Genomic DNA, 13,647 nt, shown 5'->3' on the forward strand with positions numbered 1-13,647 from the left:
ATCAGGTCAATGCTAGTTTTGTATCAGGACATAATAACTTTGACGTCTACACATTTACCCGCAGGTCATGTTAGGGTCAGGCCAAATTAAAGGGTGGAAAAGCATAATGTGGTTGCCAGACATCGATCTGAGTGGCGAAACCGGGCCCAAATACAAGGCACTGGTAGAAGCGATCATCACCGACATCGAATCGGGACGACTCCGACATGATGTCCGCATGCCCACCCACCGTGAACTGGCCTACCGCCTCAAAGTCAGCGTTCAGACCGTCAGTGCTGCCTACAAGGAAGTCGAACGTCAGGGATACCTCAGATCCGAACGACGGCGCGGCACATTCGTTCAGGCCCGCCTGACCGACCGCGCGTCCTCCTTTATCCTTGATCACCGCCAACCCGACCTGATTGATCTGTCGATTGTTCGAACCGCCTATACCGACTTTCACAATGATCTGTCGCGCCAGATGCATGCCCGCCTGGCCGAGGAAACAATGCATGGCTGGATGGAAAGCTGCCGTCCGGTTGCCGGATTCGAATATCACCGCGAAATCGGCTCCAAATGGCTGGCAACCATGGGGATCGACTGCACCATCCCCAACCTTCTGATCACAAATGGCGCCGCGCAGGGGGTGTTCACCGCCCTTGCCACCATTGTGCAGCCTGATGATGTTGTCCTGACCGAAAGCCTGACCGACCATGGGGTGATCGGCACCGCCAGTATCCTTCGGTTCAAGCTGGGGGCGCTTCCCACCGATGAACAGGGCATCCTGCCTGAGGCCTTTGAACGCGAATGCCATCAACGCCAAGTCCGCGCCCTTGTCGTCACACCGATTTTCACCAATCCGACCAATTGCCTGATGGGGCTGGAACGGCGCAAAAAGATTGCCGAAATCGCCGAACACTACGGGGTTTACGTCATTGAAGATGACGTCTATCGCCCGCTTCTGGAACAAAACCTGCCACCGATCACAAGCTTCCTGCCCAAGCTTGGCTTTCACGTTTCAAGCCTGACCAAGATTGTCATGCCGGGGCTTCGCACCGGTTTTCTGACCGTCCCGCAGCATCTTTCCATCCGCGCCAGCAGCGTTTTGCGCGTCACTGGCTGGATGGGGACTCCATTGATGGCCGAGATCGGCGCACGCTGGATTGCCGATGGAACCGTCGATCAGGCCGTCACAGTCCAGCGCGCCCTGATGCGTGAACGACAGGCCCTTGTCGCCGAAATCCTTGGTGATGCGGTTGTCCGTCATCACCCGACATCACTCAGTGCATGGGTGCGTATCCCTGCCCATTGGCAGGAAGAATGGTTTGCCTCTGAACTGCGCAAAAATGGCGTGGCTGTTACGATTTCCGACCCGTTCATGACCGTTAAGGTCCCCCGCCCCAACGCCATTCGATTGTGCCTTGGCGGGGCTATCGATACCCCGGCATTGCATCACGGTTTGATGCAGATCCGCCACACAATGGACCAAATGCCGGGTGTCCATGCCTTCGACGTTATGTATTGATTTTTGTCCCATGACAAAAATGTGATTGAACCGTCACAAAGCGTTTTTATTCTGTTCCTTCACGCGTGAAGCGAAGACGACATGTGCGGGAGGGAACCGATCACTGCACACAACGTTTTTTATAATGTCTCGCACGCGCATCAAGGAGGTCGTATGTCAGCTTCAAATGGGGAAACCCCCGCCCCCAGTGGTGGGGTGTTGGGTATTCTAAAACGACTTGATGACGGGTTGTCCGTGATCGAGCGTCAGCTTCTTGGCTGGAGCATTGTGATCATGGCGGTCAATACCGTCGCCAACGTGATCATGCGTCTTGTCTTTAGTTCGAGCATTTTCTTTTCCGAAGAACTCAATCAATTTTTGATCATTCTCGTCACATTCGTCGGCATCAGCGAGGCCGCCCGGATGGGGCGCCATATTCGCATGTCGGCCTTTACCGATATGCTTGGCCCCAAGGCCAGCAAGGTCATGATGATTATCATCACACTTGGCACAGCATCGCTGTTGTTCCTGCTGGCGTGGTATTCAATTGATTACGTCTCGTCTTTGATCCAGTCCAACCGACTGACGCCTGCGTTGCGTATTCCATACTATTTCACCGTCCTCTGGGTTCCATTCGGCCTAACCGTAACGGGCATCCAGTTCGTCCTTGCCGCAGCAACGAACATCTTCAGGCCGGGGACACATCTGTCCTACCGGGTCGAAGATACGTTCGAAGCTGAAGACATTCACCTGTAAGGAGAACGGAAAAATGGATCTTGGAACCACAATCCTTCTGGTGATGCTTGTACTGCTCGTACTCGGCTTCCCCATGATGGTCCCACTTGCCACCGCCAGCGTCGTGGCATTTGCCTTTTACATGCCCATCCCCGAACGCATCCTCATTCAGCAAATGGTGACGGGCATATCCCCGGTCGCCCTGATTGCGGTGCCGATGTTCATCTTTGCTGCTGACATCGTGACAAAGGGGCATACAGCCAACCGGCTGATTGACCTTGCCATGACCTTTGTCGGTCATGTGCGCGGCGGTCTTGCCGTCACCACCGCCCTTGGCTGTACCATGTTTGGCGCGGTCTCTGGCTCGACACAGGCCACCGTGGTTGCCATGGGCGGCCCACTGCGCCCGAAAATGCTCAAGGCTGGCTACGAAGACAAATTCGCCATGGCCCTGATCATTAACGCCAGTGACATCGCCTTTCTGATCCCGCCATCGATTGGCATGATCGTGTTTGGTGTTGTCGGCAAAGTCTCCATCGGTGAGCTTTTCCTGGCCGGTATCGGCCCGGGGATCTTGATCCTGATCATGTTCTCGGCCTACTGCATGTATTACGCCAAAAAGAACAACATCCCGACCATCCCGCGCATGACCTGGGCTGAACGGGGTAAGGCCGTGATCTATGCCGGTCCGGCGATCATGTTCCCGGTTCTGATTGTCGGGGGCATCTATCTGGGCTGGGTCAGCCCGACCGAGGTCGCCGCTGTCTCCGTCGTTTATGCCATCATTCTTGAAGTGCTGATTTTCAAATCGGTCAAATGGTCTGAACTGCTTGATATTGCGCGTTCCACCGGCCTGATCACCGCCGTTGTGTTTATTCTGGTGGGTGCGGGTACGACATTCTCGTTCGTGATTTCCTTTGCCCAGATCCCGCAGCATGTGATTGGTGCGCTGGGGCTCGAAGGGGCCAACGAATACATTGTTCTGGCCGCAATCTGCATCGCATTCTTCATCGGGTGCATGTTTGTCGATCCGATTGTTGTGATCCTGGTTCTGACCCCGATCTTCATGCCGTTGGTACATGCGGCGGGCCTTAACCCGGTTCTGGTGGGGACACTTGTCACCCTTCAGGTGGCCATCGGCTCGGCCACACCGCCGTTTGGCTGCGATATCTTTACCGCCATCGCGATTTTCCGACGACCTTATGCGGAGGTCATTCGCGGCACACCACCCTTCATCATCATGTTGCTGTTAGCAGCAGTTATTCTGGTGCTTGTGCCGCAAATTGCATTGTTCCTGCCTGAGCTTGCCTTCCACTAAGTCCGGCAAATCAGCAAGAACCGGGTTCGCCGCAGCGACCTAAACACGAAACCGAAACAGGGGTGGTCCAAACAACATGGTTTGGACCACCCCGCCTCTTGGAGTTCAGGATGATGTCCGTATCCCCAGCGGTCACGCCAGAGCCGGTAAACCTGTCCTATTCGCCCGATCCTGTCGGACCGGCAGGGCGGATCGGATTGATTACACTTGCCACCGATTTCAACAGCGAGGATGACCTGCGCGGCATTCTGCCCGATGACGTGCGCCTGTTCACCACCCGCATTGAAAATGCCAACCCGGTTACGGTCGAAAACCTGCGCGCCATGGCCAATGATTTGCCCCGTGCGGCCCGCACCTTGCTGCCCGGCTACGGCGTCGATGTTGCCATATTTGGCTGCACATCGGGCACCGCCGTCACCGGCTCAGACAAGATCGCCGCCCTGATTAATCAGGGCATGCCGGGTGTCTCGGTCACCAACCCGCTTCTGGCTGGCGAATTGGCCTTAAAGGCGGTTGGTGCGCAAAAAATTGCCATCGTCACCCCCTATGTTGCCGATGTGACGCGTTCGGTCGCGGATGGCTTTATCGACAAGGGGTTTACGACAACCCGTGTGATGGGCTTTGGTCTGGACAATGATTTCGATATGACAGCCCTTCCACCCGACGCCATTCTTAAGGCCGCCCTTAACGCCGATACGCCCGATGCCGATGCGGTGTTTATTTCCTGCACCGCCATCCGCTCGGCCGAGATCGCCGCACAGGCCGAACAACAATTGGGCAAGCCCGTGATCACCAGCAATCAGGCCCTAATCTGGCATGCCCTCCATCTGATGAAATACACAAAGCCGGTCACAGGGTTCGGAACCCTGTTTGACCATGCCCCACAACCTTTAAAATAAGTCGAGGTCGCCATGAAAGACCCCATCACATTTGCTGATGTTCTTTCTGCCCGCAAAACCATCGCGGGCCACGTGATCCATACGCCGTTGCGTCCGTCCACGTCGCTTTCCGACCGGATCGGAAGCCCCGTCTGGCTGAAATGCGAACAGCAACAATACACCGGCAGCTTCAAGCTGCGCGGGGCAGCCAACGCTGTCTTGCGCCTGACCGACGCGCAAAAGGCCAAGGGTGTTGTCGGTGTCTCAACCGGCAACTATGGCCGGGCCCTTGCCTATGCCGCGCACAATGCCGGGGTCCGTTCGGTCATCTGCATGTCCGAACTCGTACCGCAAAACAAGGTCGATGGCATCCGCGCCCAAGGGGCCGAAGTCCGCATCATCGGTCAGTCACAGGACGAAGCCCAACACGAAGTTGACCGCCTTGTCGCCGAAGAAGGCCTGACCATGCTCCCGCCCTTTGACCATGCGCATATCATCGCCGGTCAGGGTACGCTTGGCCTTGAAATCATCGAAGCCCTGCCCGATGTTGATACCCTGCTTGTCCCCCTTTCCGGTGGTGGTCTTTTGGCCGGTGTTGCACTGGTCGCAAAATCGATCAATCCCAACATTCGCGTGGTCGGCATCACCATGGAACGCGGCTGTGCCATGATCACAAGCCTGCAAGAAGGCAAACCGACCGCGGTCAAGGAACTGCCAACACTGGCCGATAGTCTGGGCGGCGGTATTGGCGAAAACAACCAGTACACATTTGATATGTGTGGCGATCTGACCGATGATTTCGTTCTGGTCAATGAAGCCCAGATCGCCGACGGCATCCGGGCGGCCTATCACGATGATCAACAGGTCATCGAAGGATCGGGGGCTGTGGGCATTGCTGCCCTTCGTGCCGGTCTGATTGATAATCCGGGGCGCACGGTGGCCCTGACCACGGGCTGCAACATCGACATGGCGCTTCACAAACGCATTGTTGGCGGCGAAGACGTCGACCTGATGGCGGAGTAACCCCTATGCCAAACATCAGAATCCTCACCGAAACCGATCTTCGCAAGGTCATCGACCTTGATCAGGATGCCATCGACTGCGTGCAAAACGCCTTTGTTGCACTGGCAACCAAGGATGTCCGCATGCCGCCGATCCTGCGTCTGGACATTGACGACTATAATGGCGAGGTCGATGTCAAAACCGCCTATGTTCCGGGTCTGGACGGCTTTGCGATTAAAATAAGCCCCGGCTTTTTTGACAATCCCAAACTCGGCCTGCCGTCGGTCAATGGCTTGATGAACCTGTTTTCATCGAAAACCGGTATGTTAGAAGCCGTCTTGCTTGATAACGGCTACCTGACCGATATCCGCACCGCCGCCGCCGGTGGTGTTGCGGCCAAGTATCTCGCGCGCAAGGATGCCAAGCACGCCACGATTTACGGCGCTGGCGTACAGGCACGATTGCAGCTCAAGGCCCTGACACTGGTGCGCAATATCACCTCGGCCACCATCTGGGCACGTGATCTGGCCAAGGCAGAAGCCTGTGCCAAAAAAGCATCGCTTGAACTTGGCACTCCCGTATCGGCCACCACCGATGGCAAGGATGCGGCGGCCAATGCCGACATCATTGTTACCACCACGCCCGCACGCGAACCGGTTTTGATGGCCGATTGGGTCAAACCGGGCACCCATGTCACCGCGATGGGCTCGGATGCCGAACATAAAAACGAAATTGACCCTGCCCTGATTGGGCAGGCCGACCTTTATGTCTGCGACAGTCAGGCACAAACCAGCATCCTTGGTGAACTTCATCACGCCATTGATGCCGGCATTGTGACGGCTGACGCGACATTCCCCGAACTTGGACAGGTCATTGCCGGAAATGCTTCTGGCAGAACATCCGATGATCAGATTACCATCTGTGACCTGACCGGGACTGGTGTTCAGGACACCGCAATCGCCACCCTCGTCCGAAGCCGCTGTGACGCAGCAGCAGCCGGGATAGAGGTATCTTCGTAACAACAAAAGGAACATGGGTCAGGAAAGCTGAAACCCCGCCTTTTTCTGGAGGCCTGCGATGAGCCAGGTTGAACTGAATTTCACGCGTGAGGAATATGCCGAGCGTCTGGAGAAAACCAAAAAAGCCATGGTGGAGAAGGGACTTGATCTGTTGATCGTGTCCGATCCGTCAAACATGGCCTGGCTGACCGGCTATGACGGCTGGTCATTTTATGTCCATCAATGTGTGCTTGTTCCGATTGAGGATGATCCAATCTGGTTTGGGCGTTCCCAGGACGGAAACGGGGCAAAGCGTACGGTCTATATGACCCATGATCGCATCATTCCCTATCCTGATTACTACGTACAATCGACCACACACCATCCGATGGATTATCTGTCCGAGGTGATCACAAATCGCGGATGGGGATCGCGCAGAATTGGCGTCGAAATGGACAATTACTATTTCTCCGCCAAAGCTTTCCTGCAACTTCAGGCCCATTTGCCCAATGCAACGTTTTCCGACGCAACTGCCCTTGTAAACTGGCAACGCGCCATCAAATCGGAAACCGAAATTTTCTATATGCGTCAGGCCGCCCGCATTGTTGAAAACATGCACGAACGTATTTTCGAAATCGTCGAACCGGGCATGAAGAAAAACGAACTGGTCGCGGAAATCTTCCGTACCGGCATCGCCGGTGTGGACGGGATTGGCGGCGATTATCCGGCCATTGTGCCGCTTCTGCCATCGGGTGCGGATGCCGGTGCACCGCATCTGACATGGGATGAAAAACCCATTCCGGGCAATTCCGGAACATTTTTTGAAATTGCCGGATGTTATCGCCGCTACCACGCGCCACTGTCGCGCACGATTTTCCTTGGCGATCCCGACCAAAGGTTCCTTGATGCTGAAAGTGCCCTGATCGAAGGCCTTCAGGCCGGGCTTGAGGCCGCCAAACCGGGCAACGTCTGCGAAGACATAGCACTGGCCTTCTTTGGCGTTCTGCAAAAATACGGCATCGAAAAAGACAGCCGCTGTGGCTATCCAATCGGGCTGTCCTATCCGCCCGACTGGGGCGAACGCACCATGAGTTTGCGTCCCGGTGATAAAACGGTTCTTGAACCGGGCATGACCTTCCACTTCATGCCGGGTCTCTGGTTTGATGACTGGGGGATCGAAATCACCGAAAGCATGATGATCACCGAAACCGGCAGCAAAACACTGACCAGTTATCCGCGACAATTGTTTGTCAAAAACTGATCATCCGCCACACCGCACCGCGAAGCTGCCGCACTTGAAACCGGCAGCTTCCGGTGCCAGACGCCACAGCCCGGAAACGACGGTCGCGTGACCGGGATATTGCAAGGAAACGACCATGACAAAAGCCTCCCCCATCAGCCCGACGATCCCGCTTGATCGCGATGGCATCCACCACGGCTTTTTAAAGCTGCCCTATTCGCGTGACGATTCCGCCTGGGGGGCTGTGATGATCCCCATCACGGTTATTCGCAATGGCGATGGCCCCACCGCCCTTCTGACCGGCGGCAATCACGGCGATGAGTACGAGGGCCTCGTGTCCCTGTTCAAACTGGCAGGCTCCCTCACCCCGGCGGACGTCACCGGGCGCGTGATCATTCTGCCCGCGATGAATTATCCGGCCTTTCGCAACGCATCGCGGACATCGCCAATTGATGCGGGCAACATGAACCGGTCTTATCCGGGCAAACCCGATGGCACGGTCACTCAGAAAATCGCCGATTACGTCCTGCGCTATCTCGTGCCCGAGGCCGACATCGTTCTCGACATCCATTCGGGTGGCAAGACGCTTGATTTCATCCCCTTTGCCGCCGCCCACGTCCTGCCCGACAAGCAACAGGAAGCCCGCTGCGTTGCGGCGATGAATGCATTTGGCGCGCCCTATTCGATGATGATGCTCGAACTCGATGCGGTTGGTATGTTCGACACTGTGGTCGAAGAAGCGGGCAAAACCTTTGTCACCACCGAACTTGGCGGCGGTGGATCCACCACGGCAGAACGCATGGCCATTGCCGATCGCGGTGTGCGCAATATTCTGATCCATGCCGGAATTGTTGGCGGTGAAATTGAAGCCGCCCCGGATGGCACCGCCATGCTTGATATGCCCGGCGATGACTGCTTTGTCGCGTCTCAAGACTCAGGCCTGTTTGAACCCTGCGTTGATCTGGGCGATTTGGTTAAAAAGGGTGATTTGATTGCCCGCATTTATGATGTCGAGTGCACCGGCACAGCCCCGCGCGAATATCATGCATCGCGTGACGGGATATTATCGTGCCGTCACTTCCCCGGCCTGATCAAGATGGGTGATTGTCTGGCCGTGATTGCAAAGGTGCTGTGACCATGATCAGGCTTGATGAGCTGGATCTTAAAATACTCAAAACCCTGCAACGCGAAGGGCGCATCACCAAGGTCAAACTGGCCGAGGCGGTCAACCTATCGCCAAGCCCGTGCTGGGAACGCCTGAAACGCCTCGAAGACCTTGGGGTGATTTCAGGCTATCACGCCCATATCAATCTGGAAAAACTGGTCAAACCAACCTTGGTGCTGACCGAAGTCACCCTGCGCCATCATCAGCACGATGATTTCCAGATTTTCGAGAAAGCCGTGCAGGACATCCCCGAAATCGTCGAATGCTATGGCTTGGGCGGCGGGGTCGACTACATGCTCAAGGTGCTCTGTCACGATGTTGATGCCTATCAACGCCTGATCGACCGCCTTTTGGTGTCTGATATCGGTATTGATCGCTATTTCACCTATATCGTCACCAAAAAGGTCAAAACCACCGCCATCACCCCGATTGAAAATCTGGTTGAGTCCCCGGAACGGAAATAGAGATTATGTGAACAGGTGCCACACAGGCACCTGTTCAACACTTATATTTAGTGACTTTGGAACGCGTCAGATATATCTGCTGGCGCAACGTTTGCGAAAATTCTGTTGAATTTCAAATCAGCAATGCGCCCCTGATTGACGCGATAATCCGCTGCTATCTCGGCATACTTATCCCCGCGCAGAATTCTTGCTTTAATAACTGCTATTTCAGCTTTTGAGAGATGTTTCATCTTCAGACCTTTCTTGACGAAAATTGGAATGAAGCAACGTTGCTGACTTCCATATTCGGCAAAGAGCGCCTTCATTCAAGGAATAGAAAGTACCCGCGGACTTGAACCCCCAACCTAATCCATTGAAAAAACTTAATTCAGGAAAAGTTGGTTCGTAATCATGGACAAATTCGCCTTATTCAACAAAGGAGAGCTACCCTTCTCGCTGCCCTCTTGAACCAACGTTCGTTTAGTTCACTTTTGCATCACTCAAGTCGGCTGCCAATATATCATTAAAAATTCTACCGAACTTTAGATCTGCGATACGCCCTTGGTTTAGGCGGTAATCCGCTGCTATTTCAGCGTATTTATCACCACGTAAAATACGTCCTTTAATTACGGAAATTTCTGCCGTGGACAAATTCTTCATCGAACGTCCCTTTCACTTTCCTAAGAGAATAAAACCATCTGGCTGCACGAACATGAACGCACCAACCCGATATTCGCTCAAGGAATGAAAAGTGCATTAGTCTGTTGCTCAAGCGACAATAGACTGTTTTTAAAAGGTATATTTCGTGCAGTTTGCTACCTGTGGACAAATTTGCCTAAAGTTCATCCCAAGGGCTTCCTCCGAACTGTCTATGCTCGCCGTAAAGAAAGCGAAAGCGATAGTAGCTGTTTTCATCCAACATCTCTTTAAACGCTCTAGGTGAGAGAGATGAGAAACCATACTGTTTCAATGTCTTCATCCAAACATGATCGACAGACTTTATATGGCTTTCTCCTTCCCCGAATGGGGACGGAAATAAAAACCTGCAATTGGGGAACTTCTGCGTCGAAAAGCTTTGAACAAGTTTCAAAGCTTTAACGTCGTTTCTGGATATGCTCTCACGGTAATGGATCTTATCGCGATAGCACCAAGCCATTTTTTTTCGCGAGGATTCCATATCATTTTGTGGAAACCTCAGCGTCAACTCATAAAGCTGATCCCAACGAAACGCCATTACCTGCGACAACGGCGCACGCATGAAACTAAAATAGAAATACAGACAAATTCCTTGCTGCCAGTAGGTGTCCTCAGAAAGAAATGAATCCAGAAATTTATCGATTTTGTCTCGGTCCCACTCCTCTAAAATATTGTCAGAGTGAGACTCATCTCTCTCCAAGTATCCGTTCTCACGCAATGCTGTCTCGAAATAGTTTTTTGAACGGCTCAATTCCGCGTCCAATTCAAATATCTTTCGTAGGAACGGTCTGATGAACTTCAAATTTCCGGGTGTAATGTGCTCAAACTCAGCCAACTGACGCATACGCTCGTTAGGCAAAGAGGAAACCGGCAAGGCCGCAATTTCCTTTTCAACGTATTTTGAAAATAGTTTGTCTAAACGGTCGACATATTCCTGAGACGCTCCGTTAATTAGGTATCCCTTTAGCAACACATCAGCGACTCTTCTCAAAGTTCGCTTTTTTGCCGAGGACTTATACGCTGCGCGCTGAAGCTCTTCTTCTTCGGCAAGTGTCAGCTTGCCCTTCATTTTGTCGACCGTATCCCGAGCCCAATTCCTCGCTTCCTCGACAAACCTCCCAATATCTGTCGGCGCGGTATCCGTCGAAAATCTATTGTGCTTCCGCTCCCAAAGGCGCCAAGCAAATAGCGAAGTAAGATCAAATGTCCGACGCTGAGGTTTCCCGGCTATATCGGAAGCTCTTACGCAGTATGCCTTGCCCACGGAGCCATCCGCCTTGCGCCATACCCGCAAGCCAAAACCACGAACCTTGGTATCTGAAATCCATCTCTCTCCAGATTTCGGTGCATCTGTCGCATCAACGATAGATTGGGACAGCCTTGCTCTTTCGACCATTATAATCCGGCTCAATAAAACTTTGACGTTTCGTTCGGTAAAATAATACACCGCGTCGTCATCGTTTCTATGCTGAACTTGATATGTTGCCCCCACAGAAAGCAGATCAAATGAAAGAACTGATGAGCAGTTGGCAACTCTGGGCCGCACTTGCCGCGTGCTTTGCCGCCCTGACCGCAATTTTTGCCAAGATCGGCGTTGCCAACATCAATTCGGACTTCGCCACCCTGATCCGTACGGTCATCATTCTGATTATGGTCTGGGTCATTGTGCTGGCCAAAGGGGTGTGGGAAACCCCATCAACCATCCCGGCCAAGACATGGACCTTCTTGATCCTGTCAGGACTTGCCACCGGGGCCTCATGGCTGTGTTATTTCCGCGCCCTTCAAATCGGCGAGGTCGCCAAAGTCGCCCCGATTGATAAACTCAGCGTGGTTCTGGTCGCGATCTTTGGTGCGATATTCCTTGGCGAACAACTGACCATGGCAAGCTGGCTGGGCGTTGCGATGATCGGCAGCGGTGCCGCATTGATCGCGTGGAAAGGATAGCCCCAATCCGGGCATGCCATCCCGCGCTATAACTCTTTTCTTTTTTTTGAAACTGTGGCGAAATCAGCTTTCGGGTTTTATCGCGCAGGGGGCGGGGATGATTGTTGGCAATTGGGGCGCAAAAGCCCTGCTGATTGGCGTGTGCATGGTCGGGCTGATTGGATGTCAGACAACAACCGGCGACACATCAACACCCCCCGTTCAAGGCACCGCACCCGCGCTTTCATCCGCCCCGTCATCCGCGCCGCAACAAACCGTTGCCAACCTCTCCGAAACCGCCCTGATCAGTTTCGAATTGAACAATTCCGGCATTGGCGGATATTACGGCTGGCAACTTCAAGTCACCCGTGCTGCCAACAATGCCGGGTTCATCCCGTTTATATCCAACCAATTATCATCGGGCCAAATCCAGCGTTTTGAAGTCTGGCCTGATCGGTATGCAATCAATGTCTATCGGCTGGGTGATCTGCAATATAGCGGCTGGGTCGATGTCCATCCTGCACAGATCACTGTCATTTACGCCGACTTCGGGCTGTTGTTTGACGATGTGAAAATCAACAATATTGCCGACCCTGCACTCTATCAGCAGGCAAAAAACATCCCCGCATTGCTGACCCCGATATCATCGACTTACAGTCCCCAGACCATTCAGGATACCGGTGGTTACCGCTTTGAATATCGCGGCCCACAACAGTATGGCAAGCATGTCGGCACAGGGACTGTCACGATATCAGAAGCCGGAAAGGAATTTGCCACCATCGGCAATGCCGCCCTTGAAGATACCGGCATATCGGGCCGCATACAGTTTGCCGACAACCGCACGACGAATGGCACCATCGTTCGTTTAAACGGCATCTATCAACTCGCACCGGAAACACGCACCATTTGGCCCGACGGTCAGGAATTTACCGGGCGTTATCAGGTTTTCACACCGGCTGACGGTTTGCTGCGTATGGTTGACGGAACGTCATGGAAAGGCGCTTTGCGCAACGAGCGTCCTTTTGGAGCCGGACGGGTTATGTTCGCAGCGGATGGCTGGATCGATCTTCCATCGGGCGAAATGTTCCCGAACCAAACCGGGACATTTTCCTGCGGCGGCAAAATCGTGCCCGTCGGCGAATGTTATTACCATGCCGGGACAAGATTGGCTTCGGCGGCAGAACTTGATCTCTTGATCGAAAGGGATCTTCAAACTGCCGCCAAAGACGTCAAACAGCCCCGGCAACAAGCAACGGATGCCCCTCCGGCGACCGCAACCGGCTGCAGACAGGCAAGTGGAACATTTCACGACACGACCGGTAATTCGACATTGACGCTAGACACGCCCGGCCAGGGACGCGGTAATTTTATCAGCTACACCTTTGGCGGTGCCGCAAAATACCGGTTTGAAATCGATTTCACTTATGCCACCACCCCCGACAGCATTTCCGTGACCTATGATGGCATTGGAACCTATAGCAATGCTGCAACCGGCGAGGTTCTTCAACGTATGACGATACCGTCCGGCACCGTACCTTGCCAGTTTGACCGTGACGTTCTGGTTTTTGACGGTGTGGAATACCGAAAATAAAGCACATTGCGGATGCGTGAACAGTCAAAATGACGGCGAAACTATTTAACGCCATCTTCCTTGGCCAGCAACGAACCATGGCAAGCTGGCCGGGGGCTGAAATGGTCGGCAGCGGTACCGTGCAAATCGCATGGAAGGGGTAGAATGCCCCCACCCTCAATCGTTAAGATAATCA

The 13,647-nt window shown here is 53.7% G+C and carries 14 protein-coding genes; 11 read left to right on the top strand and 3 right to left on the bottom strand.

All coding sequences use genetic code 11. The features are described from left to right. Positions 1-106: 106 nt before the first annotated feature. The 9 genes from AMM48_RS11690 (at position 107) to AMM48_RS11730 (ending at position 9,283) form a co-directional block, all read left to right on the top strand. Positions 107-1,504 carry a PLP-dependent aminotransferase family protein gene (locus tag AMM48_RS11690; RefSeq protein WP_102784187.1) on the top strand — a complete coding sequence of 466 codons (1,398 nt, stop codon included), beginning with the start codon at positions 107-109 and terminating at the stop codon, positions 1,502-1,504. 153 nt (positions 1,505-1,657) lie between these two features. Further along, the gene (locus tag AMM48_RS11695) at positions 1,658-2,239 is read left to right on the top strand and encodes a TRAP transporter small permease (protein WP_244271209.1); all 582 of its coding nucleotides are present in this window, start codon (positions 1,658-1,660) and stop codon (positions 2,237-2,239) included. Positions 2,240-2,252: 13 nt separating this feature from the next. Next, positions 2,253-3,536, top strand: a complete 1,284-nt coding sequence (locus tag AMM48_RS11700) for a TRAP transporter large permease (protein ID WP_102784188.1) — start codon at positions 2,253-2,255, stop codon at positions 3,534-3,536. A 113-nt stretch (positions 3,537-3,649) separates the two neighbouring features. Next, positions 3,650-4,435, top strand: a complete 786-nt coding sequence (locus tag AMM48_RS11705; RefSeq protein ID WP_244271210.1) for an Asp/Glu racemase — start codon at positions 3,650-3,652, stop codon at positions 4,433-4,435. A gap of 12 nt (positions 4,436-4,447) precedes the next feature. Further along, positions 4,448-5,437, top strand: coding sequence for a hydroxyectoine utilization dehydratase EutB (eutB, locus tag AMM48_RS11710; protein ID WP_101302669.1), 990 nt, complete (start codon positions 4,448-4,450; stop codon positions 5,435-5,437). 5 nt (positions 5,438-5,442) lie between these two features. Further along, positions 5,443-6,435: an ectoine utilization protein EutC gene (eutC, locus tag AMM48_RS11715; RefSeq protein ID WP_102784190.1), complete on the top strand. Its 993-nt coding sequence runs from the start codon at positions 5,443-5,445 to the stop codon at positions 6,433-6,435. A gap of 58 nt (positions 6,436-6,493) precedes the next feature. Beyond that, the gene (gene doeA / locus AMM48_RS11720) at positions 6,494-7,675 is read left to right on the top strand and encodes an ectoine hydrolase DoeA (protein ID WP_102784191.1); all 1,182 of its coding nucleotides are present in this window, start codon (positions 6,494-6,496) and stop codon (positions 7,673-7,675) included. Positions 7,676-7,790: 115 nt separating this feature from the next. Continuing rightward, on the top strand, positions 7,791-8,789 hold the full coding sequence (doeB, locus tag AMM48_RS11725) for a N(2)-acetyl-L-2,4-diaminobutanoate deacetylase DoeB (protein WP_102784192.1): 999 nt from the start codon (positions 7,791-7,793) through the stop codon (positions 8,787-8,789). A gap of 2 nt (positions 8,790-8,791) precedes the next feature. After that, positions 8,792-9,283: an Lrp/AsnC family transcriptional regulator gene (locus tag AMM48_RS11730; protein ID WP_033368674.1), complete on the top strand. Its 492-nt coding sequence runs from the start codon at positions 8,792-8,794 to the stop codon at positions 9,281-9,283. Positions 9,284-9,330: 47 nt separating this feature from the next. On the opposite strand, the gene AMM48_RS11735 is transcribed toward AMM48_RS11730, so the two are convergent. From AMM48_RS11735 to AMM48_RS11745, 3 genes are all read right to left on the bottom strand, one after another. Continuing rightward, the gene (locus AMM48_RS11735; RefSeq protein ID WP_102784193.1) at positions 9,331-9,588 is read right to left on the bottom strand and encodes a hypothetical protein; all 258 of its coding nucleotides are present in this window, start codon (positions 9,586-9,588) and stop codon (positions 9,331-9,333) included. Between the two features lie 154 nt (positions 9,589-9,742). Further along, the gene (locus tag AMM48_RS11740) at positions 9,743-9,922 is read right to left on the bottom strand and encodes a hypothetical protein (protein ID WP_102784194.1); all 180 of its coding nucleotides are present in this window, start codon (positions 9,920-9,922) and stop codon (positions 9,743-9,745) included. 175 nt (positions 9,923-10,097) lie between these two features. Then, positions 10,098-11,354, bottom strand: a complete 1,257-nt coding sequence (locus tag AMM48_RS11745; RefSeq protein WP_102784195.1) for a hypothetical protein — start codon at positions 11,352-11,354, stop codon at positions 10,098-10,100. A 122-nt stretch (positions 11,355-11,476) separates the two neighbouring features. Between AMM48_RS11745 and AMM48_RS11750 the strand changes: the two genes are divergently transcribed. After that, positions 11,477-11,902, top strand: coding sequence for an EamA family transporter (locus AMM48_RS11750; RefSeq protein ID WP_347876283.1), 426 nt, complete (start codon positions 11,477-11,479; stop codon positions 11,900-11,902). A gap of 97 nt (positions 11,903-11,999) precedes the next feature. Beyond that, the gene (locus AMM48_RS11755) at positions 12,000-13,472 is read left to right on the top strand and encodes a hypothetical protein (RefSeq protein WP_102784197.1); all 1,473 of its coding nucleotides are present in this window, start codon (positions 12,000-12,002) and stop codon (positions 13,470-13,472) included. Positions 13,473-13,647 lie beyond the last annotated feature (175 nt).

It is taken from the genome of Thalassospira sp. GB04J01, from assembly GCF_000751115.1.
Taxonomy (GTDB): domain Bacteria; phylum Pseudomonadota; class Alphaproteobacteria; order Rhodospirillales; family Thalassospiraceae; genus Thalassospira; species Thalassospira lucentensis.

Excerpts from the sequence above, each read along its gene's own strand:
- eutB (WP_101302669.1), top strand. The coding sequence starts at position 4,448 with ATGAAAGACCCCATCACATTTGCTGATGTTCTTTCTGCCCGCAAAACC.
- AMM48_RS11755 (WP_102784197.1), top strand. The coding sequence starts at position 12,000 with ATGATTGTTGGCAATTGGGGCGCAAAAGCCCTGCTGATTGGCGTGTGC.
- AMM48_RS11700 (WP_102784188.1), top strand. The coding sequence starts at position 2,253 with ATGGATCTTGGAACCACAATCCTTCTGGTGATGCTTGTACTGCTCGTA.
- AMM48_RS11750 (WP_347876283.1), top strand. The coding sequence starts at position 11,477 with ATGAGCAGTTGGCAACTCTGGGCCGCACTTGCCGCGTGCTTTGCCGCC.
- AMM48_RS11690 (WP_102784187.1), top strand. The coding sequence starts at position 107 with ATGTGGTTGCCAGACATCGATCTGAGTGGCGAAACCGGGCCCAAATAC.
- AMM48_RS11740 (WP_102784194.1), bottom strand. The coding sequence starts at position 9,922 with ATGAAGAATTTGTCCACGGCAGAAATTTCCGTAATTAAAGGACGTATT.
- AMM48_RS11730 (WP_033368674.1), top strand. The coding sequence starts at position 8,792 with ATGATCAGGCTTGATGAGCTGGATCTTAAAATACTCAAAACCCTGCAA.
- AMM48_RS11705 (WP_244271210.1), top strand. The coding sequence starts at position 3,650 with ATGTCCGTATCCCCAGCGGTCACGCCAGAGCCGGTAAACCTGTCCTAT.
- eutC (WP_102784190.1), top strand. The coding sequence starts at position 5,443 with ATGCCAAACATCAGAATCCTCACCGAAACCGATCTTCGCAAGGTCATC.
- AMM48_RS11695 (WP_244271209.1), top strand. The coding sequence starts at position 1,658 with ATGTCAGCTTCAAATGGGGAAACCCCCGCCCCCAGTGGTGGGGTGTTG.
- doeA (WP_102784191.1), top strand. The coding sequence starts at position 6,494 with ATGAGCCAGGTTGAACTGAATTTCACGCGTGAGGAATATGCCGAGCGT.
- doeB (WP_102784192.1), top strand. The coding sequence starts at position 7,791 with ATGACAAAAGCCTCCCCCATCAGCCCGACGATCCCGCTTGATCGCGAT.
- AMM48_RS11745 (WP_102784195.1), bottom strand. The coding sequence starts at position 11,354 with ATGGTCGAAAGAGCAAGGCTGTCCCAATCTATCGTTGATGCGACAGAT.
- AMM48_RS11735 (WP_102784193.1), bottom strand. The coding sequence starts at position 9,588 with ATGAAGGCGCTCTTTGCCGAATATGGAAGTCAGCAACGTTGCTTCATT.